Source organism: Frankia sp. CpI1-P, assembly GCF_001421075.1.
Classification (GTDB): Bacteria; Actinomycetota; Actinomycetes; order Frankiales; family Frankiaceae; genus Frankia; species Frankia torreyi.
The window spans coordinates 72921-95949 of record NZ_LJJX01000001.1; the positions used below are offsets into that span (position 1 = coordinate 72921).

Annotated in this window: 15 protein-coding genes and 9 pseudogenes; 15 read left to right on the forward strand and 9 right to left on the reverse strand. The window is 73.8% G+C overall.

Translation table 11 applies throughout. The features are described 5' to 3' along the window. Window position 1: 1 nt before the first annotated feature. The 3 pseudogenes from FF86_RS37240 to FF86_RS00335 form a co-directional block, all read left to right on the forward strand. Window positions 2-598, forward strand: a pseudogene (locus tag FF86_RS37240) (SPASM domain-containing protein); the annotation flags it as partial. A 53-nt stretch (window positions 599-651) separates the two neighbouring features. Continuing rightward, window positions 652-771, forward strand: a pseudogene (locus FF86_RS61625) (transcriptional regulator); the annotation flags it as partial. A 1-nt stretch (window position 772) separates the two neighbouring features. Beyond that, window positions 773-1011 (forward strand): annotated as a pseudogene (locus FF86_RS00335) (winged helix-turn-helix transcriptional regulator); the annotation flags it as partial. 163 nt (window positions 1012-1174) lie between these two features. Here the strand turns inward: FF86_RS00335 and FF86_RS00340 are convergent. After that, window positions 1175-1738, reverse strand: a complete 564-nt coding sequence (locus FF86_RS00340) for a YceI family protein (protein WP_082121607.1) — start codon at window positions 1736-1738, stop codon at window positions 1175-1177. 149 nt (window positions 1739-1887) lie between these two features. On the opposite strand from FF86_RS00340, the pseudogene FF86_RS37245 reads away from it, so the two are divergent. Further along, window positions 1888-2223, forward strand: a pseudogene (locus FF86_RS37245) (hypothetical protein); the annotation flags it as partial. A gap of 986 nt (window positions 2224-3209) precedes the next feature. Here the strand turns inward: FF86_RS37245 and FF86_RS37250 are convergent. Further along, complete coding sequence (locus FF86_RS37250) at window positions 3210-3395, reverse strand: hypothetical protein (RefSeq protein ID WP_044883240.1); 186 nt, start codon at window positions 3393-3395, stop codon at window positions 3210-3212. Window positions 3396-3586: 191 nt separating this feature from the next. Between FF86_RS37250 and mftD the strand changes: the two genes are divergently transcribed. From mftD to FF86_RS00375, 5 genes and pseudogenes are all read left to right on the forward strand, one after another. Beyond that, the coding region (mftD, locus tag FF86_RS00360) for a pre-mycofactocin synthase MftD (RefSeq protein WP_242417915.1) at window positions 3587-4701 on the forward strand (1115 nt) is incomplete at its 3' end. A 1-nt stretch (window position 4702) separates the two neighbouring features. Further along, a pseudogene (locus tag FF86_RS61630) lies at window positions 4703-4765 on the forward strand (hypothetical protein); the annotation flags it as partial. A 651-nt stretch (window positions 4766-5416) separates the two neighbouring features. Beyond that, complete coding sequence (locus tag FF86_RS00365) at window positions 5417-6520, forward strand: ABC transporter substrate-binding protein (RefSeq protein WP_052680916.1); 1104 nt, start codon at window positions 5417-5419, stop codon at window positions 6518-6520. 335 nt (window positions 6521-6855) lie between these two features. Continuing rightward, entirely contained in the window at window positions 6856-8271 is a 1416-nt protein-coding gene (locus FF86_RS00370; RefSeq protein WP_242417916.1) for a lipase, read from the forward strand. A 111-nt stretch (window positions 8272-8382) separates the two neighbouring features. Next, window positions 8383-8978, forward strand: a 596-nt coding sequence (locus FF86_RS00375) for an HAD family phosphatase (RefSeq protein ID WP_242417917.1), incomplete at its 3' end; no start/stop codon positions are given. Window positions 8979-9701: 723 nt separating this feature from the next. Here FF86_RS00375 and FF86_RS37255 read toward each other — a convergent pair. Together FF86_RS37255 and FF86_RS37260 are read right to left on the reverse strand one after the other, a co-directional pair. After that, window positions 9702-10002 (reverse strand): annotated as a pseudogene (locus FF86_RS37255) (alpha/beta hydrolase); the annotation flags it as partial. Window position 10003: 1 nt separating this feature from the next. Then, window positions 10004-10457: pseudogene (locus FF86_RS37260) on the reverse strand (alpha/beta fold hydrolase); the annotation flags it as partial. Window positions 10458-10908: 451 nt separating this feature from the next. On the opposite strand from FF86_RS37260, the gene FF86_RS00390 reads away from it, so the two are divergent. Then, on the forward strand, window positions 10909-11670 hold the full coding sequence (locus tag FF86_RS00390; protein WP_255354311.1) for a phosphatase PAP2 family protein: 762 nt from the start codon (window positions 10909-10911) through the stop codon (window positions 11668-11670). 102 nt (window positions 11671-11772) lie between these two features. Here the strand turns inward: FF86_RS00390 and FF86_RS00395 are convergent, their stop codons facing one another. The 3 genes and pseudogenes from FF86_RS00395 to FF86_RS00405 all read right to left on the reverse strand — a co-directional run bounded on the left by FF86_RS00395 (window position 11773) and on the right by FF86_RS00405 (window position 17224). Then, window positions 11773-14265 carry a CoA transferase gene (locus FF86_RS00395; protein ID WP_044883235.1) on the reverse strand — a complete coding sequence of 831 codons (2493 nt, stop codon included), beginning with the start codon at window positions 14263-14265 and terminating at the stop codon, window positions 11773-11775. Between the two features lie 116 nt (window positions 14266-14381). After that, a pseudogene (locus FF86_RS00400) lies at window positions 14382-15196 on the reverse strand (class II glutamine amidotransferase); the annotation flags it as partial. Window positions 15197-15277: 81 nt separating this feature from the next. Continuing rightward, window positions 15278-17224 carry a bifunctional diguanylate cyclase/phosphodiesterase gene (locus FF86_RS00405; protein WP_242417918.1) on the reverse strand — a complete coding sequence of 649 codons (1947 nt, stop codon included), beginning with the start codon at window positions 17222-17224 and terminating at the stop codon, window positions 15278-15280. 331 nt (window positions 17225-17555) lie between these two features. Between FF86_RS00405 and FF86_RS00410 the strand changes: the two genes are divergently transcribed. Together FF86_RS00410 and FF86_RS00415 are read left to right on the forward strand one after the other, a co-directional pair. Further along, window positions 17556-18221, forward strand: coding sequence for a hypothetical protein (locus FF86_RS00410; RefSeq protein WP_044883233.1), 666 nt, complete (start codon window positions 17556-17558; stop codon window positions 18219-18221). 276 nt (window positions 18222-18497) lie between these two features. Beyond that, window positions 18498-19703, forward strand: a complete 1206-nt coding sequence (locus tag FF86_RS00415; RefSeq protein ID WP_055408151.1) for a CaiB/BaiF CoA-transferase family protein — start codon at window positions 18498-18500, stop codon at window positions 19701-19703. A gap of 111 nt (window positions 19704-19814) precedes the next feature. Here FF86_RS00415 and FF86_RS64560 read toward each other — a convergent pair whose 3' ends face one another. Further along, a complete protein-coding gene (locus FF86_RS64560) occupies window positions 19815-20195 on the reverse strand; it encodes a nuclear transport factor 2 family protein (protein ID WP_044883326.1) in 381 nt (126 codons plus the stop codon). A gap of 189 nt (window positions 20196-20384) precedes the next feature. Between FF86_RS64560 and FF86_RS00425 the strand changes: the two genes are divergently transcribed. Continuing rightward, window positions 20385-21413, forward strand: coding sequence for a LysR family transcriptional regulator (locus FF86_RS00425; protein WP_052680907.1), 1029 nt, complete (start codon window positions 20385-20387; stop codon window positions 21411-21413). 373 nt (window positions 21414-21786) lie between these two features. On the opposite strand, the gene FF86_RS00435 is transcribed toward FF86_RS00425, so the two are convergent. After that, entirely contained in the window at window positions 21787-22137 is a 351-nt protein-coding gene (locus FF86_RS00435; RefSeq protein WP_044883230.1) for a hypothetical protein, read from the reverse strand. A gap of 345 nt (window positions 22138-22482) precedes the next feature. Between FF86_RS00435 and FF86_RS37265 the strand changes: the two genes are divergently transcribed. After that, window positions 22483-22674 (forward strand): shikimate kinase (locus tag FF86_RS37265; RefSeq protein WP_242417919.1); only part of this gene is annotated, 192 nt, incomplete at its 3' end. A 1-nt stretch (window position 22675) separates the two neighbouring features. After that, a pseudogene (locus FF86_RS37270) lies at window positions 22676-23019 on the forward strand (shikimate kinase); the annotation flags it as partial. Window positions 23020-23029 lie beyond the last annotated feature (10 nt).

Consider the following 23029-nt stretch of genomic DNA (forward strand, 5'->3'; position numbering starts at 1 on the left):
NGAGAACGTGCTGACCGGCGACTCCTTCTTCCACCTGTCCGCCTACGGCCAGGCGCTGCCGGGGCTGAACCTGTGCGGTGCCGGCCGGGTGGTCTGCCTGATCGACCCGGTCGGCGACGTCTACGCCTGCCCGTTCGCCATCCACGACGAGTTCCTCGCCGGCAACGTGCGCGACACCGGCGGCTTCACCGGGGTGTGGCGGACCTCGGAGCTGTTCGCGGCGCTGCGCGAGCCGCAGTCCGCCGGGGCGTGCGCGTCCTGCGGGCACTTCGACGCCTGCCAGGGCGGTTGCATGGCGGCGAAGTTCTTCACCGGCCTGCCGCTCGACGGCCCCGACCCGGAGTGCGTGGTCGGCCACGGCGTCGACGCGCTGCTCGCCCGCGGCGACACCGCCCCGCCGAAGCCGTCGGTCGACCACTCCCGCTCGATCGCCACGGCATCAAAGCGCCGCGGCAGCGGTCCGGTGCCGGTGACGATCGGCCGCGCACCGAGCGTGCTGTCCCCGGCCCTGCCCCCGGTCAGCGCCTGCCAGGAGGACCCGCTCGCCGGCTTCGACCCGGCTACCGCGGTCGCGCCGGCTGCCGGGGTCGCGCGTTGACGGGGATCAACCGAACGGGTGGTCGTCGGGGCCGGGCTCGTTAGCATGACCGCATGGTCCCGATGCCGCCGGACGGGGTGAGCTGCCAGGCGCTCACCCCCGTCTTCGCCCTGCTGGGCAAGCGGTGGAGCGGATTGATTATCGGCACGCTGCTGGCCGGCCCGGCCCGCTTTNCCGAGATCGCGAAGCTGGTGCCCGGGGTGAGCGAGCGGATGCTGTCCGGGCGCCTGGCCGAGCTGTCCCAGGCCGGGCTGGTCGAGCGGGAGGTCCTCGGCGGGCCGCCGCTGGCCACCCGCTACCGGCTGACCTCCTGCGGCGAGGCGCTGCGCCCGGCGCTGCACGCCCTGGAGCTGTGGGCGCAGGAGCATCTCGTCCCCGCCGACCCGCGGGCGGCGGCCTCCGGCTGCGACTGAACGCCACGACGCCTGGTCGCGGAATGCCTGCGCGCGGCAGACGGTGTGACGGGGACGGTGTGACGGGGGACGGCGCGACACCGGCGCGCGAACGCCGGGGCGAGCCGGGACGTCCCGGCCTCCCCGGCGCCAGAGCGTGTATGCGGTGAGGTTGTGCGGAGGGTCAGGGGGCGATGAACTGCAGGTCGAGCTCGATCTTCACCTTGTCGGCCAGGGCGAGCTTGCCGGCGCCGAGCGGCATGTTGAAGTTGATGCCGTAGTCGCTGCGCTTGATCTCGCCGGTCGCCGAGAACCCGGAGCGGACGCGGCCGTCGGCCGGGTGGGTGTCGACGCCGTAGAACTCCACCGCGAACGTCACCGGCTTGGTCACGCCGTTGATGCTCAGGTCGCCGGTCAGCTCGTACTCCTCGCCGCTGCCGGAGATGGAGCTCGACACGAAGGTCATCGCCGGGTGCGCGGCCAGGTCGAAGAAGTCGGTGGAACGCAGGTGCGCGTCCCGGTCGGCCTGGTTGGTGTTGATCGAGGCCAGGTCGATCGAGGCCTCGACGGCGACCGACTGGAGCGTCTCGCCGACGGCGAGGGTCGCCGAGAACGTGTCGAAGCGGCCGCGGACGTTGGTGACGCCGAGGTGGCGGATCTGGAAGCTGATGGCGGAGTGCGCCGTGTCGAGCGTCCAGGTTCCGGGGACGAGCGGCAGCGGTGCGAGCTCGGACGAGGGGGCGGTCACGGGACCTCCAGGGGCGGTCAGGCCGGGACACCGTTGCGGCTGCAACGGTGGGCGTACGAAACGATAGTGGCTAACGAAATGCAAGTCACCGGGGGGCCGGGCCAGGACCGGCCTGGCGCCCGACGCCGACGCGCGAGAGGGTCGGCGGCATGAGCACCGAACCAGGGCCCCCGCCGTCGCCCGATCCCGGCGCCGGCGTCGACGGCCTCGCCCGGACCCGCCGCGCGCTGCACGCCGTCGCCGAGCACGTCCTCGCGGCGGCGCGCCACCGGGCGAGCGGCCACCTCGGTCTGGCCGTCACCCCCGGCGGGTTCGCCACGCCCCCGTTCGGCCCCGGCGGGCGCACCGTGGCCGTGGTCGGCACCGACCTGGTCGTGCGCGACGGGGACACCGAGACGGCGCGGGGTCCGCTGACGACGCTGCGCGAGGCGGCGCGCCTGGCCGGCATCGACCCGGGCGGCCCGGCGGCGGTCTACCGGCTGAGCNCCCCCTGCCNCCCCGACGAGCCGCTGGACATCGACCCCTCCGCCGCCCGCCGCCTCGCCGACTGGTACGCCCTGGGCGACGCGGCGCTGCGCCGCTGGTCGGCCGAGATCCCCGCCGACGCGCCGAGCCCGCCCACGCTGTGGCCGGAGCATTTCGACGTCGCGATCCGCGCCGGGAAGATCAACTACGGGGTGTCGCCGGGGGACGAGGCGGTCGCGGCGCCCTACGCCTACGTCGGCCCGCCGCTGCCGCCGCCGAACCTGCCCGCCGGCTTCTGGAACGCCTCGTTCGGCGCCGCCCGCACCTGGACCGAGGTCGGATCCGTCGACGCCGTCGTCGACCTGTTCCGCCAGGCCCGCCGCCACGCCTCCGCCTGACCGCCCTCGCGGCTCGCCGTCCACACGGTTCCGCGGAACACCTTGATCGTCGAGTCGCGTCGGGGCTCGGGCGCGTGGCGCGGTCTCGTGCTCGCCACACTGATACGGGGCCCTCCAGACGCCTCCAGGCGAGTGGTTCCGCATCGCTCTCGTGACGCCAGGTGTCCGTCCGCTGTCCCTGTCTTCAGATGCGAAGGATCTGGTGGCCCGTGGCACATCGAGCGCCGAGGTGACCCCGCCCCGTCGCCCGATCGGACCCCGGCGACGGACCACTCAGGTCTCGGTCGCTCAGGTCTCGGTCGCTCAGGTCTCGGTCGCTCAGGGCGCGGTCGCTCAGGGCGCGGAGGGTGATGACGGTTTGGGCCGGGCGAACGGGGATCAACCTCCAGCATCTGCTGACCGCCACGCGGCCGGACTGCCGCGGACCGATCTTCACATCTGTGCGTGATCGGTTGGACGCGGGAACGCTCGGCCCGAGTGCGACTCTCGATGATCATGGTGTTCCGCGGAACCGGGCGCCCTCGGCCGCCGGGTCCGCGGCGGTCAGCCGGCGGTGAGGCGGCGGGCACGCTCGGCCTCGTCCGGGCGGACCTCGCAGGGCCGGCTTGTCACGAGCCGCCACCGCGTGCGCGGTATCGCAGCGGCGGCGGGCTCGCCGGGCAGGTGGCCTGCGGGCAGGGCGGCGGATGCTCCCAGCGCCCGCACAGTGCCGCCGTGATCGCCGCGCCGGGCGCGCGCTCGTCGCCGCCGGGCGCCAGGACCAGGACGAACTCGTGGGCGAACGGCCGGCGCACACCTCGGATTATCCGCCCCGGCGACCGGTGCGTACCGTCACCGGCATCGCTATAGTGGCACTCGGTGCCAAATCGTGCCCGACCCTGCCGGCCGATGTTCTGTCACGTGCGGCCGGTGCCCGGCCGGGCGAGGCATCCGGGCCCGTCGATCGTCGGTCGGTGGCGGGCGGACACGACGAGGTGGGAGTGCGATGGCCAGCACAAGAACATGGTTCGAAACGGTCGCCGAGGCCCAGCGCAGGGCGCGTAAGCGGCTGCCGCGGGGGGTGTACCAGGCGCTCGTCGCCGGGACCGAGGCCGGCGTGACGATGAACGACAACGTCGACGCGTTCGGTGAGCTGAAGATCCGGCCCCGGGTCGCCGACCTGCCGGCGACCCGCGACCTGTCGACGACGGTGATGGGGCAGCAGATCAGCTTCCCGGTGCTCATCTCGCCGACCGGGGTGCAGGCGGTGCATCCCGACGGCGAGGTCGCCGTCGCCCGGGCCGCCGCCGGCGCGGGCACGGCGATGAGCCTGTCCTCGTTCGCCTCCAAGCCGGTGGAGGAGGTCGGCGCGGTCAACGACAAGCTGCTGTTCCAGACCTACTGGGTGGGGGCGCGCGAGGAGATCCTCGCCCGCGCCGAGCGGGCCCGGGCGGCGGGCGCCAAGGGCCTGATCGTGACGCTGGACTGGGTGTTCGACTCGCGGCGGGACTGGGGCAGCCCGTTCATCCCGGAGAAGCTGGACCTCAAGGCGATGGCGCGCTACGCCCCGCAGGTCGCCGTGCGCCCGGGGTACCTCGCCCGCTGGCTGCGCAGCCGGTCGCTGCCCGACCTCGGCGTGCCGAACCTCGGTCCGCGGGAGGCGACGCCGCCGACCTTCTTCGGCGCCTACGGCCAGTGGATCGGCACGCCCCCGCCGACCTGGTCGGACCTGGCCTGGCTGCGCGAGCAGTGGGGCGGCCCCTTCATGATCAAGGGGATCACCCGGCCGGACGACGCCCGCCACGCGGTGGACGTCGGCGCGAGCGCGATCTCGGTGTCCAACCACGGCGGCAACAACCTCGACTCCACCCCGGCGTCGATCCGCTGCCTGCCCGGCGTCGTCGACGCGGTGGGTGACCAGGTGGAGGTGCTGCTCGACGGTGGGATCCGCCGTGGCAGCGACGTCGTCAAGGCGCTCGCGCTCGGCGCCCGCGCGGTGCTGATCGGCCGGGCCGCCCTGTTCGGCATGGCCGCCGGCGGCGAGCGCGGGGTGACGAACGTGCTGGAGATCCTCCGGCAGGGCGTGAGCGAGACGCTGCTGGGGCTCGGCCATGCGTCGGTNCACGAACTGTCGCCCGAGGACATCCTCATCCCGGCCGGCTTCGCGATCGACCAGAAAGTCTGACCGTCCACGGTCGACCGGACGGGTAGAGAAACCCTCCGGATACAAACTGGAAACTGATTACCGGTGACGCGGTTCGGGGTGCAACTTCTTGTTGCACCCCGAACCGCGTTTCTCTTGCATATTGCTTTGGGGGCCCGGTACCGTGCACCATCGTGCCATGCCGTGTCGTCATCGCAATGTGACCCCTGGTGCTGGATGGCTTAGTACTGTCGTTTCACCGACCGGAAACCGCATTCGGTTCCGGCCGGTGGCGGCCCGACCGAGACGTGCCGGGCAGTCTGGACAGGTCAACGCGTTCGGTGGGCGTCTTCTCCGGTCCGGATCGGACGGCCCCCCGGCGGCGGAGCGCACTGCCGATGATGCCGCGCCAATGCCGCCCGACCGCAGCGACCATTCTGGCTGAATGATTCCGAACCGTTTTGCGGAGCCGTTTGTGGTGGCGGTGCNCCGCGTCAGCATGGGGGTCACCTTCGAATGCGCCGCTGTGCCGTGAAACTGATCCTGCCGGCGAAACTGAGCCTGCCGGCGAAGCTGAGCCTGCCGGCGAAGCTGGGAATGTCGACGATCCTGCTGGGTCTGGTCGTCGGGACCGGATGCTCCGGGGCAACCTCCTCGGCGGCGTCCTGCACCGGGGGCAGGGCGGCGCCGGGGGTGACGCCCGACGAGGTTCGAGTCGGCCTGCTCTACCCCGACTCGGGCCTGCTCGCCGGCGCGTTTCCGGCGCTGCGGGCCGGCGTCGACGCCCGCCTCGGCGAGGTCAACGCCGCCGGCGGGATACAGGGACGGAAAGTCGTCTACGAATGGCGCGACGACGCCGGCACCGTCGAGGGGAACAGCAACGGCGCCCGGGAGCTGATCGACCAGCGCGGCGTGTTCGGCCTGCTGGAGTTCACCGTCGCCGCCACCGGCAGCGCGAAGTACCTCGCTGATCGGGGGATCCCCACGGTGGGCCTCGCCGCCGAGGACGTCTGGACGCGATACGGGAACATGTTCTCGTTCTCCAACACCCTCGGCGCGCCGATCGACACCTACGGCCGCTTCGTCCACGACCGCGGCGGCACGTCCGCCTTCCTGCTGTACAGCGCGATGTCCGCGGGGGTCTCCGGCGCGACCCTGCGGGTCGGGCAGAGCCTGCAGGCCCTCGGCGTGCAGGTCGTCGGCAGCCACGCCTACACCCCCGACGCGGACAGCGTGACCGACGTCGCCCGCCAGATCGTCGACTCCGGCGCGGACACCATCGTCACCATGCTCACCCCCCCGGCCCTGCCGCCGGTGCTGCGCGCGATCCGCGAGGCCGGGGGGAGCCCGAAGGTGGTGCTGTCGATGACCGGCTACGACCACAGCCTGCTGCGCCACCACGGCCCCGACCTGGCCGGGGTGCTGGTCCCGGTGTTCTACCGGCCGTTCGAGGCCGGGGGCGCCCCGATCGCGCACTACCTCGACGTGATGGCGCGCTACTCGCCGCAGACCGACGACCCCGAGCAGGAGTTCGGCCTGATCGGCTACATCGACACCGACCTGCTCCTGCGCGGGTTGCAGGCCGCGGGACCCTGCCCCACCCGGCAGTCCTTCCTCGCCGGGATGCGCACCCTGACCCACTACGACGCCAGCGGCCTCATCCAACCGACCAACGTCGGCGCGACCCGAGGTCGCCAGCCGACCTGCTTCGCGCTGATGCAGGTCAACCCGTCGGGCAGCGCCTTCACCGTCGCGCAGGACAACCTGTGCGGCAAGGCGCTCGGCCCGACCCTCTGACGGCTCCGCGCGACGGCCCGGCCCCGGCCGTCGCGCGGGCCGCCTCGGTCCGGCGGGGGGCGCCGCCGCCCCCCGCCGGACAGTTCCGCCGTGCCGACCGCGCACGCCGACCGCATTGCGGTGCGGTGCGTACGTTTCACCGGCCCAGACCGTGCGCAACGCACCGCAGAACCGACCTCGCCGGCGGCCGGCCGCCGGGCAGTGGCACGGCGACGGCCAACCGGACCCCGACGAGACGTGAGGACATCCCCAGGAAACGGACGGGGGCAGTCCCCCGACGGGTTCGGCCGCTGGCCGGATGGGGGCGGGGCGCCGGGCTCTCTAGCGTGATCGACATGACCGTACGTCCTCATGACAGACGTTTCCGCGACGAAACGACCATCCCGCCAGGCCGCTTCCCGAGGCGGCGGGCGGCCGCCGCGCTCGCCGTCCTCGCGCTGACGGCCGCCGGCGCCCTCGGCAGCGCCGCAGCTCCCGCCACCGCAGCTCCCGCCACCGCAGCTCCCGCCACCGTGCCTGCCGGGTCCATCGCGTCTGCCGCTGTCGTCGCCTCTACCGTCGTCGCGACATCGCCGCTCTCGACCGCGGGACATGTGGACCGCGGCGGGGTGATCTCGTCCGAGCGGTTGCGGGTCCTGTCCGCGGCGCAGGTGCGGGCGGTGCTGACCGCGAGCGGCTTCGACGCGGACCCGGCGGTCGTGCGCGCGGGCGTGGTCACCTACCGGCTGGTCTACCGCACGATCGACCCGCGCGGGCGGGCGACCACCGCCAGCGGCCTGCTGGCCCTGCCCGCCACCGGCGACCGCCGGCTGCGCGTCGTCTCCTACACCCACGGCACCGAGATCGCCCGCGCCGACGCCCCGTCGACGGCGACGGACCTGGCCGCCGACGGTTGGGGGCAGGCCCCGGCGCTCACCTACGCGGCGGCCGGCTTCGCCGCGGCCGCCCCCGACTACCTCGGCCTCGGCGTCGGGCCGGGCCCGCACCCGTGGATGGACGTGCCGTCCGAGGTGTCGGCGTCGCTCGACCTGCTGCGCGCCACCCGGACGTTCGTCGCCACCCAGGGGCGCACGGTCGACCCGCGGGTCCTGGTGACGGGGTTCTCGCAGGGCGCCTCGGCGGCGACCGGCCTCGGCGCGGCGCTGCAGGCCGGCGCCGACCCGTCGCTGCGCCTCGGCGCGCTCGCGCCGGTCAGCGGCGCCTACGACTTTCGCTCGGTGGAGCTGCCGGCGTTGCTGGACGGTCGGGTCGAATGGCCCTACGGCGTCGGCTACACCGCCTACCTGCTCGTCGCGTTCAACCGGCTGCACCACCTCTACGACACGCCCGCCGAAGTCTTCCGCGACCCGTCGGTCGAGGCGCTGTTCGATGGCGAGCACTCCGGCCAGCAGTTCGTCGCCGGCCTGCCGGCGAGCATCGACGCCCTGCTCACCCCGCGCGGCGCCGAGCTGGTCCACCATCCGCGGGGCCGGCTCGCGGCGGCGCTGGCGGTGGCCGACGCGACCTGCTCCACGCCACCGGGCCCCCGGTCGCTGCCCCGGTCGCTGCCCGCGCCGGTGCGGCTCTACGTCGGCGGCGCGGACACCCAGGTGCCCCGGGCGAACAGCGAGCACTGCCGCGCGGCGCTGCGCGGGCACGGCGTCGACGCCCCGATCGTCGACCTCGGCGCGGGCGTCGACCACCTTGGCTCCAACCGCGCCGGCACGGCGGCCGTCGTCCGCTGGTTGCTGACCCCCGGCGGCCCGCGCTGAGACCGCACCCCCGGCGGGCCGTGCGCCGGCCGCGCCCGCCGGGACCTCCGCCGGCCACGCCGGGGGCGTGATCGAGGCCTGCGGGGGTCGCGGATGTGCCAGGCTCGACCGATGACGTCTGCCGTAGCGGGGCTACGTGAGGGGAGGGCGCCGGCGGCGGTGCTGTTCGACATGGACGGCCTGCTCGTCGACACCGAGCGGCTGTGGACGCGGGCGCAGGAGGACCTCGCCGCCCACCTCGGCGGCGTGTTCACCCCCGAGATCAAGGCGGCGCTCATGGGCCGCGGCCCGGACACGGCGCTGCACCTCATGCTGTCGCTGCTCGGGGTGGACGGATCGCGCTTCGCCGAGGCGGCGCGGTTCGTCATGGGCCGCATCGTCGAGCTGTTCGCCGCGCCGGGGGCGATCGTGGCGCGGCCCGGCGCCGTCGAGCTGCTCGGCGCGCTCGCGGTGCACCGGGTGCCACTGGCGCTGGTGTCGTCGTCGGCCCGGGTGCTCATGGACCACGTGCTCGGCGCGGTCGGCGCCGCCCGCTTCCAGGTGTCGGTCGCCGGAGACGAGGTGGTGCGCGGCAAGCCGGATCCCGAGCCGTACCTGCGGGCCAGCCGCCTGCTCGCCGTGCCGCCAGCGCGCTGCGTCGTGCTGGAGGACAGCGCCTCGGGCGCGACGGCGGGCCTGGCCGCCGGTTGCGTGACCGTGCTCGTCCCNTCGACGCCGCAGCCCCCCGACGTCCCCGCCGACGCTGTCGTGCCGAGCCTCGCCCATGTCACCCCCGCGTGGCTCGCCGCCCTGGTCGACCGTCGGGCTCCCCGGGAAGGCTGACGTCGGCCTCTCGCCGGTAGTGATAGGAGATCGCGTCATAGCTGCGATGCACGAGGTCCGTGGGATCGTCGTCGATCATGCCGAGGAAGCTAACGTCCCACCGGCGCCGGGGCGACCCGTTTTCTGCGCTGTCGATGTCGACGGCGCAGTCCGGCCCGATGGCCGGCCTGGCCGGCCGCGTACCTCGGGACCCGGTTCCGCGGAATCTGAATGACCGTGTCACGTGCTCGTGGCGGTGGCGGCGATCGCGGAGCGTGGCGGCGACGGGTCGGTGTTCGGGGTGGATGCGTGGGAGAGAGACCACCAGCCGCGTAGGCGCGGGGACCGCGACACGGTTCCGCGGAACACCTTGATCAACGAGGCGGATATCGGGCAACAGCCGAGTCCGGAGCGGCAGGGGTCTTCGCGGAATCACCATGATCCCTGAGCTGAAGGCCAAACGCTGGCAGCGTGACGCGGTTCCGCGGCACCTGGATCGACGGAGTAGGTCCGGAGCCGTGGCCGGCCCCGCTGCTCGGCGGTGGGAGGCGCCGTNGGGCGGCGCCTTCTGCCCTGACCGCGTTGTCAGCCGGAGGCGACGAGATAGCGCTCCCCGGGCGCGAGGCTGGTCAGGCGGTGGGGTGGGGGAGGGCGTGGCCGGCGCGGTCGAGCAGGAGGCGGGCCAGTTCGGCGGGGTGGCTGATCATGGCGTTGTGGCCGGTGTCGAGGTCGACGATCTCGTCGACGCCGCCCAACGCCTCGATGGAGCGGCGCTGGGTGGCAGGCGTCTGGGCGCGGTCGCGCAGGGTCAGCAGCCAGGTGCGGGGGACGGAGCGGTCGAGGTCGGTGCGGTCGGTGGGCTCGATCGTCACCCCAGTGGACTCGCCGTAGAGCCGGGACAGGTTGAACGCCCGCTGCTCGCGGGTCATGNCGTTGCAGAACGAGTAGCGCGCCAGCAGCCGCGGCATCGGCGCGGCGGGACGGCCGGTCGCGGCCTTGCGGCGGGCGACCCAGCCCAGGATGCCGGGTACCGTGTCGACGATCGAGCGGCCCTGTGGCGGCACGGCCGCGCCCAGCAGGATCATCCGGCGCACGCGCGTGGGACCCAGCCGCGCGACGACGCCGGGCACGGTCAGGCCGGCCATCGAATGGCCGACGATGATGAACTCGCCGATGCCGGCGGCGTCGATCTGCGCGATCGTGCTCGTCACCCAGTCGTCGACGGTGACCGTGGCCAGGTCGGCGGGCGCCGAGCGCCGGCCGGGCAGGTCGACGGCGAGGACCGGCGTACCCGGCGCCTGTAAGCCGATCTCGGCGACGGTGGGTTCCCAGCAGTCCCCGGCGTGCTGACCGCCGTGCACGAGCACGATGCCGACGTCCGCCATCCCAGACCTCCCGTATCAGTCCATCCCGGTCAACGTGAGACGACCCTAGATGATCTGACGTTTGCGTCACAAGGGGTGGCGGGCGCCCGCCGTCGGCGCCGGTGGGTTTTACGGGTGCCGGCGGGCCGGTGACGGCATCCGGCGCGAACGGGTCGTAACGTGACGGCCGGGGCGTCCGCATCGCCGACCGGCCTGGCCGCGGCGCACGGCGCACACCATCTGCGGCGTACGCCGCACACCACGATGTCGGGGATGGAGACGGGAGCGCGCGATGCCGCTGTGGCAGCAGGCCGCGGTCGGGGCCGGGGCGCTGCTGGCGCTGGCCGTGGTGGCCCGGGTGGTGCACCGGTGGTGGCCGCGGCGCGGCATCGAGCTGATCGCCGCCGCGTCCCGGGAGGNCGNCATCATCCTCGGCCTNTTCACGCTCTGGCAGATCGCCCGCATCCTCGGGGTGACCAGGGTCGCCGGCGGGATCGAACACGCCGAATGGATCTGGCGGGCCGAGCAGTGGCTGCACCTGCCGAGCGAGGTCACGCTCGAACGGTTCATGCTGCGCCACGAGACCCTGCTGCGGGCGGCGAACGACTTCTACTCCTGGGTGCACTTCCCGGCGATGAACCTGTTCCTGGTGTGGCTGTTCGCCCGCCACCGCCGCGCCTACCCGCCGGTGCGCACGACGATCGTGCTGTTCACCGGCTCGTCGCTGCTGTTCCACATGTTCCTGCCGGTGGCGCCGCCGCGGATGCTGACCTCCGTCGGCTTCGTCGACGAGGCGGTGCTGCTCGGCCAGTCGGTGTACGGCGAGTTCGGCAGCGGCGTCGCCGCGCAGCTCTCGGCGCTGCCCTCGGTGCACGTGGGCTGGGCGTTCCTCATCGCCTACGAGGTCATCCGGATCAGCCCGAGCCGGTGGCGGTGGCTGATCGTCCTGCATCCGATCGTGACGACCCTCGTCGTCGTCGTCACCGCGAACCACTTCTGGGCCGACGGCATCGTCGCGGTCGTGCTGCTGGTGCTCGCCGAGGTGGTCGGTCGGGCCCTGACCCGCGCGCTGCGTCGGCTGCGCGGGCGGATCCGCGCCCGCCGCGGCGCCGAGGCCGGGCAGGGACGCCCGGAGGCGGTCCCCGCCCTCGTCACGGTCCCGCCACCCGCCGCCGGCCCGGGGCGCCGCGACGTGCCGGCCGCCGGCTCCGACCCGACGCCCCTGCCCCGCTAGCGCGGCCGGCCCGTCCGGTGGCGCGACCGTCCGGCGGCGCGACCGTCCGGTGGGTGCGACCGTCCGGTGGGTGCGGCCGTCCGGTGGGTGCGGCCGTGCCGGTCAGCCGCCGACGATGCCGCGCTCGCGCAGGTCGGCGATGGCGGCCGCGCCGTAGCCGAGTTCGGTGAGGAGGGCGTCGGTGTGCGCACCGGCGTACGTGAAGCCCTTCGGGCTCGTGGTGGAGCGGGAGAAGCGGGTGGCGGGACCGGGGCGCAGGTGCTCGTCGAACACGTCGCTGTGCACCGTCACGCAGTACTCGTCCGCCGCGGCTGGCTCCACCTGGATGATCGTCTGCTGGGAGCGTCCGGCGACCTCGACGCAGCCGACACCGGCGGCGGTGAGGTCGCGTTCCCAGTCGGCGGCCGGCCGGGTGCCGAACGTCTTGGCCAGCACGTCGGCGAGGGCGGCGTCGTGCTCGGCCCGGCCCGGCGCGGTCGCGAACCTCGGGTCGGCGTCGAGGTCGGTGTGGGCGGCGAGCGCCGCGGCCAGGCACGGCCACTCCTTGTCCGCGGGGGCGGCGAGGAACACCCAGCCGTGCGCGGCCGGGTAGATCCGGTAGAGGGCGGACAGCCCCCAGGCATCGTCGTCGACCTCCCGCGGCGCCGGCCTGCCGGGGTAGTCCACGACCTGGTCGAGGATGGCGTGCGTCGCGGTCGCGAGCATCGTCGTCGTCAGCGTGCCCGTGGCTCGGCCCCGGCTGCGGGCGACGAGGCCCAGCAGGATCGCCGAGGCGGCGCCGAGGGCGGCGATGCCGTCGGCCTGCACCGGCACGGCGGCCGTGGCGGCGAAGCAGCGCACCGCGCCGATCTTCTTCTGCGCCACCGTGGTCACCGCGCTCTGCACGCCGGGGGCGTCGGTCAGCGCCAGCCCGCTGGCCGCGCCGATCGCCGGGGCATAGGCCGGGCGGCGGCCGTAGGGGCCGTCGGTGCCGTAGCCGGGGGCGTTGACGTAGACGAGGTCGGGGTTGAGGGCGCGCAGCGTCGCGGCGTCGACGCCGGCGCGTTCGGCGGCGCCCGCCCGGAACGCCTGCAGCACCACGTCGGCCCGCCTCGCGAGGTCGTGGACGATCGCGCGGCCCTCGTCGGTGGCCAGGTCGACGCACAGGCTCTCCTTGCCCTGCATGACCTTGGCGCCGCCGGACTCGGGGAAGCCGGCGACCTGGCGGATGGTGTCGCCGTCCAGTGTCTCGATCTTGATGACGCGGGCGCCGAGGTCGGCGAGCAGGGTCGCGGCGAACGGCCCGGCGAACATCAGCCCGAAGTCCAGCACGATGATCCCGGCGAGCGGGTGCCCGGCCGCGCCGCCCGCCGGCGGCGCGGTCGGGGCGGCGGGCGCGGTCGGGGCGGCCGACTGGCCGAGGCGGGGTGCGGGCGCGAGCTCGCGCAGCGGGCGGCCGTCGGCCTGGACGAGGGTGGAGGGCTGCACGACCGGGCCGAGCTCGGGGTCGGTGACGGTGACGCGGCGGCCCTCGTGGACGAGCTGCGGGTGGGCCAGCGCGTCGGCGCCGCGGCGGAACGGTTCGGCGGAGATGTCGCCGTTGGCGGCGAACACCTCCTCCCATTCGGCGAGGGTCCGCTGCCCGACCCGTTCGATCATCAGCTCCCACAGCTCGGTGCGCAGTTCCTGCGTCGGCAGGGCGGGGATGCCGGCCCACTTCGGGTCGGTGAACACGTCCCCCAGGCCTAACTCCCGCATCAGCGCGACGAACAGCCGCGGCTCGACCTGCGCGAACTGCAGCCAGGTGCCGTCCTTCGTCGGCGCGGTCAGCAGCGGGTACACCAGCGGCCCCTGGACCTCCCCGGCGGCGTTGAACGCGTTGACGACGGTGAACGCCTCGGGCCAGCGGATGCCGACGATCTCGGTGTAGAAGTTCCAGGTGTCCAGGGCGCCGACACCGCGGGCGAGGTCGGCGGCGACCTGCTGGCCCAGCCCGCTGGCGTCGCGTTCGAGCAGCGCGGCGAGGATGCCGTGCACGGCGGTGTGCGCCGCGCCCCAGGAGGCGAACGGCACCGACACGTACGCCGGCCCGCGCCGCGCCGTGATCGCCTCCTTGACGTGGAAGACGCCGAGCTTCGCCAGCACCAGGCCCTCGTAGCCGGGCAGGTCGCGCCACGGCCCGGCCGGCCCGAAGCCGGTGATCGACGCGCTGACCAGCCGCGGGTGGGCCGCCGCGAGGTCGGCGGCGGTCAGCCGCAGCGCCGCGAGCGTCTCCGGCCGGTACGTGGTGACCAGGACGTCGGCGTCGGCGAGCAGGGCGTCGAGCTCGTCGCGGCCGCCGTCGGCGCGCAGGTCCACCACGACGCTGCGTCGGCCGCGGCCGAGGACCGGCCAGTCGACCCGCCGGCGCAGCGCGCTGCCGCCGGGCGGCTCGACCAGCACGACGTCGGCCCCGGCGTCGGCGAGGAACAGCGTCGCCAGCGCCCCGGGCAGGCTGCCCGACAGGTCGACGACGCGCAGCCCCGCCAGGGGTCCCTGGTCGGCCGGCCCGGCCTGTCCGCCGTCGGAGGTGGTCTGTGTCACGCCGTTCTCCCTCGTCCACGATGAACCCGGCATCCGTGACGGGCATCATAGTGCACTAGGTCANCGAAGAGCACTATCTCATCGGGCGTGCGGGCCGGGCGGCGGGTCAGTGGGGCTGCTGCGAGGTCGCCGCCTCGGGGCGAAGGTCNGCGAGGGTGAGCGGGTGCGCCGGGGGATCGGGCAGGATGGTGACGGAGTGCACCTGCCCGCCGGCGTCGACGTGGACGAGCTCACCCGAGCGCAGCGAGCGCCAGCCGGGATGATCGTCCATGGGCTCGCTGGCGACGACGACGGCGGGCGCGTTGGCCAGCTCCGCCGCGTGGACCCGCGTCGCCCCTGTGGCGTCGCTGTGGTCCAGCGGCTGGCCGCCGCCGGGTCGCCGCAGCAGGTACAGGCGGTTGGTGTCCGGGTAGCGCAGCGCCCACAGGTCCCCGGGCGCGATCAGGATCAGATTGATGCTGTAGACCGGCAGGGTGGCGGCCACCCAACGCACCGCGGCGGTGATCCCGCCGGCGACGTCACCGCCGGCGATCTGGATCTCCCGGGTGATCAGGGCGAAGAGCCGTTCGGAGTCGGTGTCACCGGCGACCTGCGCCATGGCGGCACCGAGATGCTCCTGCAGCACGTCGAGGCCCTCGATCACCCCGTTGTGCGCGAACAGCCGGCCGTCCTGGCGGAACGGGTGGGTGTTGCGCGGCGCGAGCCCGCCGGTGGAGGCGTGCCGGACGTGGGCGACGAACGTCGTCGACTGTGCCTGGCGCGCCCGCGCGGCGAACTGGCGGTCCTCCCAGGCGGCGATCGGCTGGCGGAACAGCTCCGCCCGGCCGTCGGCGTCGAAGTAGCCCAGACCCGTGCCGTCCGGGTTGCGGTGGCTCTGCTCGTCGAGGCTGTCCGGGGCGTCGAGCAGCCAGAACGTGGCCCGGGTCCGTCGCGGGGCCCCGGTCAGCCCGAACAGTCGGCACATCGGCGCACGTCCTTCCTGACCCGTCCCGGCGTCGTCCGTCCCGGCGTGGTCCGTCCTCGCGTGGTCCGTCCTGGCGTCGTCCTACCCTGGGGGCGGCCCGGGAGGTGCGAGGGACGGGGGCGCCGGACCCGCGCTCAGGCGCATCCAGTCCTGGTGGACGACGCAGCGCCCGGCGCCGGCGCGCTTGGCGGCGTACATCGCGATGTCCGAGGCGTTGAGCAGGCGGTCGGGGTCGGTGAGGCCGGGCCCGGAGACCGCCACGCCGGCGCTGGCGGTGATGGTGATGGTGCTGGTGCTGGTGCTGCCGTCGATCGCCACCGGCTCGGCGAGGGAGGCCAGGACCCGCGCGGCGACCCGCTCCACGGTGTCGGCCGACTCGATCCGCGTGCAGAGCACGGCGAACTCGTCGCCGGCGAGGCGGGCGACGACGTCGCACGGTCGCACCGCGGCACGCAGCCGGCGGGCGACCGTGCGCAGGAGCGCGTCGCCGGCCAGATGCCCGTAGGTGTCGTTGACCGCCTTGAAGCTGTCCAGGTCGACGAACACGATGCCGGTGCGCCCCGCGCCCGCCCGGCCCTCGCCGTCCCCCGCCCGGTGGTCCTCCGCCAGGCTGCTGCGCAGCCGCTCCAGCAGCGATGCCCGGTTGGGCAGGCCGGTGAGCAGATCGTGCTGCGAGCGGTAGCGGATCTCCCGCTCGGCGGCGAAGCGGGCCGCGGCCGCACCGAGCACGCCGGCCACCGCCGCCACGAAGCTGCGTTCGGAGTCGTTGAAGGCCCCGACCCCCGCCGGCAGGACGGTCCCGGGGGAGGTGTACGGGGGCCCGGCGGCGCCCGGGGGCCGCTGGACGGCGAGGACCGCCGAAGGTTCGCCGCGCAGACCTATCGGCTCGGCGAGGACGAACCAGCCGTCCTGGCGCGGGTCCACCTCGCCGCCGGCGGTCGCCGACCGTGACCCCGCGGGTCCGCGCAGGGCCTGCTGGGCGATCGCGGCGGCCACGGTCCGCGACACCGACGGACCGTCGGTGGCCACCAGGCCCAGCGCGCCGGTATCCCCGTCGACCTCGTGCAGGGTCGCCGTCGCCCCCAGATGTTCGGCGAGCACCGCCGTCGCCCGGCGCCACAGCACGGCCGGCTCGAGGGTGACCAGGGCCTCGCGGGCGAGGTCGGCGAGGTGGGCCTGCGCGGCGCGGGCGCTTTCCCGCTCGGTGATGTCGATCGTGATGGCCGCGACCAGGCTGACCTGGCCCATGGGGTCGCGGATCGGCATCACGTGCAGATCGAGGTAGCGGCCGAACGCGCCGACGATCCGCGCGCCGGGCTCACCGGCGAGACCCCGGCGCAGCAGGGCCATCGGCTGCGGATGATCGGCGAACACGTCGAACACCGACGCCGACTCGGCGGCGGCGAGGCCCGCGGCCTCCTCGGCCGTGTGCGCGCCCAACCCGAACACCGAGCGACCCGACTGGTCGATCAGCAGCATCGACACCGGGCTGTGGTCCAGCACGAGCCGCAGATACCGGTTCGCCTGCTCCTGCTCGGTGACGTCCTGCACCCGGCTGACGACCTGCGGCCCGTCGTCCCCGGGCACCGCCGTGGCGACGATCAGCACCGGCACCAGCGAGCCGCCCGGGCGGACCAGGCGCACCGCCAGCGGCGGCTCCGGCGCCTCGCCCGCGGCCCGGCCGCGCACCGCAGAGTGGGCCGGGTCCGGTGGGAGGTGGGCGAGCTGCCGGTGGTGGTAGTCCCGCAGCCGGGCGGCGTCGCCGGGCAGCAGGTGGTCCCCCAGCCGGGAGCCGATCAGCGCGGCCCGGTCGCGGCCGAGGATCCGGCTCGCGGTGTCGTTGACGTCGCTGATCACGCCGTCGGACGCCGTGGTGGCCAACAGGCCGATGTCGAGACGTTCCAACAGACAGTCGGTCACGTCCAGGGCGGGTCCGGCGGTCCTCCCTCCGTCGAGCGACGCGGATCGCGGCACCCGTTGGGCGTACCCGGTACCGGTGGCCGGAATCGTCGTGAACGGACCGGTCACACCCCTGTCGTCACCCGGCCGGCGCTGAGGCGCGGCGCTGCCCGCCGTCGACGCGCCGACGCCCTGGTCGACCTCGCGTCGGGCGAGCGGGGGGCCGGCCGCCAGTCCGTTCCGCCGGCCGACCTACCACCGTGGGTGCGGTCGCCGTCCGTGCCTGACAATTGTCATAACCGGCTGATTTCTACCTACAGGATCCGCATACTGTGACGGTGCGAAAGCGTTGTCGCGTACCGGGTGCGCGCGGCCGGCCCCGGCGGGGGGACGCCCGCGGGAGGTGGACCGCTGGCGACGGCGCCGCGGTCGGTGCCCGGGCGGGGCGCAAGACGGCCCGGTGAGCGGACCGGCGCCCGCCGGGCGAGCGGATCAGGCTCGATCGGCCGGGCCCGAGCTGGTCTGGTATGCAAGCTACGGCTCGAACATGCGCAGGGCCCGGCTGACGTACTACCTCGCCGGCGGTCGCCCGCCGGGCAGCGACCACCGCCATCCCGGCTGCCGTGATCCCCGCCCGCCGCGGTTGGCGGTTCCGGTCATGCTGCCCGGCACCCTGTACTTCGCGCTGGAGTCGCGGATCTGGACGGGCGGCATCGCCTTCTACGACCCGGCGGCCCCCGGGGAGGTCGCCGGCCGGGCCTACCTGCTCACCGCCGGCCAGTTCGCCGACGTCGCCGCCCAGGAGATGCACCGCGCCCCCGACGTCGACCTCGACCTGGCCGCCGTGCTGCGCACCGGCCGGGCCCGGGTGGGTCCAGGCCGCTACGAGACGCTGGTGCTCGTCGGCCACCGCGCCGGCGTCCCCGTTCTGACGTTCACCGCGCCGTGGTCGCTGGCCGACGTGCGTCCCACCGTGCCGTCGGCCGGCTACCTGGCCATGCTCGCCGCCGGCCTGCGCGAGGCGCACGGCTGGCCGCCCGGCCGGATCGCCGGGTATCTCGCCACCCGGCCCGGTGCCGTCGGGGCGTGGCAGCCGGCGGACATCGAACGCCTCGTCGCCGAGTAGGGCGCCGTGCCCGGGCGGCATGGTGNGGTTCCGCGGAACACCAGGCGTCGGACTCGGGGCTGGTGCTGGTACAAGATAATCAACACTGTTGACGGTGCAGTACGCCAAGATCTTGATCTTGAAGTCGAACACCTCGCGACACCACCACCAGCAGCACTCGTGGCCGGGTGNTTGCGCGCCGTCAGAAGAGTGATCTGGCTGACATGGATTACTGTTCATACTAGGTTCACGGCCTGGGGGTTCAGGCAGCGGGTGTGCAGCGAGGAGGAGCGGACGATGAGCAGACCGTTCGAGGGCGTGAGCGTCGTCGAGATCGCCGGTTGGACGTTCGTGCCCGCCGCGGGCGCGATCCTCGCCGACCTCGGCGCCGACGTCGTCAAGGTCGAGCCGCCCACCGGCGACCCGCAGCGCCTGCTGCGCAACCTGCTCAACCAGGACGACAGCGGTCCCAACCCGTTCCTGGAGATCCCCAACCACGGCAAGCGCAGCGTCACCCTCGACCTGACCACCTCGGCCGGCCGTGAGCTGCTGCTGCGCCTCGTCGCCGACGCCGACGTGTTCCTCACCAGCTACCTGCCGGCGTTACGCACCCGCCTCGGCATCGACGTCGACGACCTGCGGGCGGTGAACCCCCGCCTGGTCTACGTGCGCGGCAGTGGCTGGGGTAGCCGCGGCCCGATGGTCAACACCGGCGGGTACGACTCGGCGGCGGCCTGGTCGAGCTCGGGGACCCTGCACAAGCTCACCGGCGCCGCCGACGACGAGCCGGTCGCCCAGCCGGCGGCCTTCTACGACCTGCAGGGCAGCAACACCATCGCCGGCGCCGTCGCGATGGCCCTCTACCGCCGGGAGCGGACGGGCGAGACCGCCGTCGTCGACGTCTCGCTGCTCAACACCGGCATGTGGGCGCTGGGTGCGGACATCGCCGCCGCGCCGTTCACCGGCGAGGTGCCGCGGGCCGACCGCCGCGCCCCGGGAAACCCGATCGTCAACTACTACCGGACCAAGGACGGCCGCTGGATCAACCTGGTCTGCCTGCAGGCCGACCGGTTCTGGGACGAACTGTGCCTGGTCCTCGACCGTCCCGAGCTCGTCGCCGACCCGCGGTTCCTCGACGCCGCCGCCCGCTTCACCCACAACCGTGCCTGCGTCGAGGTGCTCGACGGCATCTTCGCCGAGCGCACCCTCGACGAGTGGCGCGAAACCCTGGCCGGGTTCTCCGGGGTGTGGGCGCCCGCACTGACCCCCGCCGAGGTCCACGATCATGTCCAGGTCCGGGAGAACGGGTACCTCTCCGAGCTGACCGCCGAGAACGGCACGCCGTTCCGGGTGGTCGTCCCGCCCTACCAGTTCGACGGCGAACCCGCCCGCGCCCGCACCCGCGCTCCCGAACTCGGCGCCGACACCGCCGAGGTGCTGCGCGGCCTCGGCCTCGACGCCGCCACCGTCGACGACTACCGCGCCCAGGGCGCCTTCGGCTGAGCCTCGCGACCCGGCCGAGTGGCCGTCCTCGGGTGGGTGGCCGTCCTCGGGTGGGTGGCCGTGCTCGGGTGGGTGGCCGTGCTCGGGTGGGACGGTCGCGGCGTCCGGCGGTCAGGCGAACAGGACGCGGGCCACGTGGTCGGTGTCGGTGTACTCCCGGACGGAGACGATGCGACCGTCGCGGACCTCGAAGATGCCGAGGCACTGGTTGTCGTACGGTGCGCCGCTGGCGGCGGTGCCCCGGGAGGTCCAGGTGGCGACGACCCGCGGGCCCTCGGCGAGGATGCCGGTCAGCTCGACGAGCAGCGGCGCGCCGCTCTGCAGCCGCCTGCCCATCCCGCCGAGGAAGTCGTCGACGATGCGGGCGCGTCCCCGCCACTCACCCGAGATCGGCAGACTGCCCGGATAGTGCCAGACGGCGTCGGCGGCGAAGCTGTCGCGGATCACCGCGGCGTCGCCGTCGCGGACGGCCTCCACGTAGCGGACCACCACCGCCCGCGCGTCGTCGCTCGCCGGTCCGGCGGATGCGGGGCCTCCGGTCGCGGGGCTGGCGGGATTCGTGGTCAACGTTCCTNCCGGGTGAGAACGGCGTTGTCGCGGACGTGCCAGCCAGCCTGCCGCCCGGTCNCCGTCGCCGGCCAACAGCCGTCCGTCCGCCTTGACAACCGAGGGTGGTCGGCCATGGTGGTGACCGTGGATCTCGACCTGGGCCAGGCGCGGGCTTTCGTGGCAGCGGCCGAGGAGCTGCACTTCGGCCGGGCCGCCCGGCGACTGTTCCTCACCCAGCAGGCGCTGTCCAAACGGATCGCCCGGCTGGAGGACGCTCTCGGCGTCGCGCTGTTCCACCGGTCCGGGCACGCGGTGGAGCTGACCGACGCGGGACGGCGGTTCCTGGAGCCGGCCCGGGCGGCGCTGCGGGCCGGGGACCGTGCTGTCGCCGCGGCCAGAACGGAACTCCGTCCGCTGCGCGTCGACGTGTGGGGCCACCTCTACGGCCCGATGCGCACCCTGCGGGCCGTCCTCGACGACGCCCCGACGCTCGCCATGGAACTCGGCGCCAGCCGCGACCTGCCCACGGCCGTCGACGCGCTGACCCGCGGATCGATCGACCTCGGCTTCGGTCGCGTGCACGCGATCACCGATCACGCCCTCACCGATCACACCCCCCGCGAGCACGCGGGTGCTGGCGGGGGCCTCGCACCGTCGTTCGCGCACCGGCTCGTCCGCCTGGAGCCACTCGACGTGGTCCTCCACCCCGCCCATCCGCTGGCCGGCGGCGGGCGGGTGCGTCCCGCGGACCTGCGCGGCAGCGTGCTGTGGTGCCCGGCGCCCCTCGACCGGCTGGATTTCCTGCGCCGCTTCGCCGGCAGGTTCGGGATTGCGGCCGAGGCGGCCGCGGCCAACCTCGGCCTGGAACCGTTGCTGGAGCGTCCGCGCACGGACCCGCGCTACGTCTGCGTGCTGCCCGCCGAGATGGTGCTGCCCGCCGACGCCGGCCTGCGAGGGGTGCCGCTGGTGGACCCGACGCCGCTGTACGCGTGGTCGCTGCTGTGGCGGGGCGAACCGTGCGCCGCGGGCCGCGACCTGCAGCGCGCCTTCGCCGAGACCGCCGCCCGCCGTCGCTGGCTCGAGTACGCACCCGGCCGCGACTGGCTTCCCGACGCCGATCACGCGCGGCTGGCGGGGTCAGTCGTTCGACACGGATGGTGACATGAGGGGTGGACTCTCACTCTCCGTGCCGAGACCGGCGCCAGAATTAACGCGGAGGAAGCCTGAGTTAATTTTGAGTGAACCCTCGTGTGTGACTCTGAGGTATGCAGACAGGCGGTGTTCCCGAGGCCGAAATCGTGACGATAGTCGCGTCAATCAACGATATTCCCAGCATGGAGCAAACCGACGCGATGCTCGAAGAACTACGCCAGCTTCCTCGCAACGCCGACACGGTCAAGCTGATCGACGACCTGCTGGAGCTCAGATCGCTACTCGNCGCGCGCTGAGAACGCGCGCCGAGTAGCGAAGGAAAGCTGGGCGACGCACCGACTAACCAATGGCGCGCCGGGATTGGCCGGCCTGAGCTACGAGGCTACTGCTGGGCGCCGAACGGCTGGCCCTGCTGGCCCTGCTGGCCCTGGTTCCCCAGGTTCCCCTGGCCGCCCTGCTGGCCGCCGCCGAAACGCTCGCCGGAGCCGCCGAGCCCGCCCTGGCCGCCACCGACGCCCGCCAGCTCACGCAGGCGGTTCTCGACGTAGCGCTCGCTGTGGTGCGTCTTGTCCGCAATGCGCGCGACGAGGTCCTCGATGTCGGTCGCGGCATCGAGGTCCGCCGTGCTGACCTGACCGAACTGGTCAAGGATGCGGTAGCGGATCTGCCGCCAGTTCTGGCGCAGCTGCTGCTCCACCTGCTGGCGCTGCTGCTGCTGGTCCTGCTGGGCCATTTTATGATCCCTTCCGGTCATTATCCGAACGCGCTGAGGGCGCGGAAGGGACGCTACCCCAGCCCGTCCGGCCAGCGCCAAACCGACGTGGAATTAGAATGTCTGCGCCCAGCTCCGGGCATCTGACGCCACAATCGGAAGCGTCCCGGACGGGTGCCTGTGACGGAATTTAAAGGCGGAAGAACGAACAACAAGGACTCGCCGATCACCCTTTTACGGTCTTCCTGGCCGCGTCTCGCCGGTAACGCCCGGCCTCGGCTGCTACGCACGGTCGATGCTCTCGTGCCGTGTTCACCTGCTCCAGGCGGCGGGTACACGGGTCAGATGTCGTCAACATCCCGGCCTGTGCCGGCTGTCGGACGGGCCGCCACCGGTGGCGCCGGGCGGATCTTCCTCGTCGGGCTGATGGGCTCGGGCAAGTCGACGGTGGGCCGGGCGCTCGCGGATCGGCTCGGCCGGCCCTACCTCGACAACGACGCCCTGCTCCAGCAGCGAACCGGACTCGACGCGCCCGCCCTGGCCGACCTGGGCCGCGCANCCCTGCACGACCAGGAGTCGCGGCAGCTTCACGCTCTGCTCGATACCCCGGCGCCGTATGTCGCCGGGATCGCGGCCAGCGTCGCCGACAACCCCGACGACCTCGGCCGCATCGCCGACGCCGGCCGCGTCGTCTACCTGCGGGCGACCCCGGCGACCCTGGCCCGGCGGGTCGGCCGCGGCCAGGGCCGGCCCTGGCTCGGCGAGGACCTGCTGACCACCCTGAACGAGATGTTCGCCGCCCGCGACGACGCCTACCGCCGCGTCGGGCAGGTCGTGGACACCGAGGGCCGCGACCCGCACGAGATCGCCGCCGAGCTCGCCCGCGTGGTCGGTACCGGCTGACCGCCGCCCC

Bases quoted from the DNA above. Each gene is read 5' to 3' on its own strand.
- FF86_RS00370 (WP_242417916.1), top strand. From the start codon at position 6,856: ATGACCGTACGTCCTCATGACAGACGTTTCCGCGACGAAACGACCATC.
- FF86_RS00395 (WP_044883235.1), bottom strand. From the start codon at position 14,265: ATGCCGGGTTCATCGTGGACGAGGGAGAACGGCGTGACACAGACCACC.
- FF86_RS00415 (WP_055408151.1), top strand. From the start codon at position 18,498: ATGAGCAGACCGTTCGAGGGCGTGAGCGTCGTCGAGATCGCCGGTTGG.
- FF86_RS00425 (WP_052680907.1), top strand. From the start codon at position 20,385: ATGGTGGTGACCGTGGATCTCGACCTGGGCCAGGCGCGGGCTTTCGTG.
- FF86_RS00435 (WP_044883230.1), bottom strand. From the start codon at position 22,137: ATGGCCCAGCAGGACCAGCAGCAGCAGCGCCAGCAGGTGGAGCAGCAG.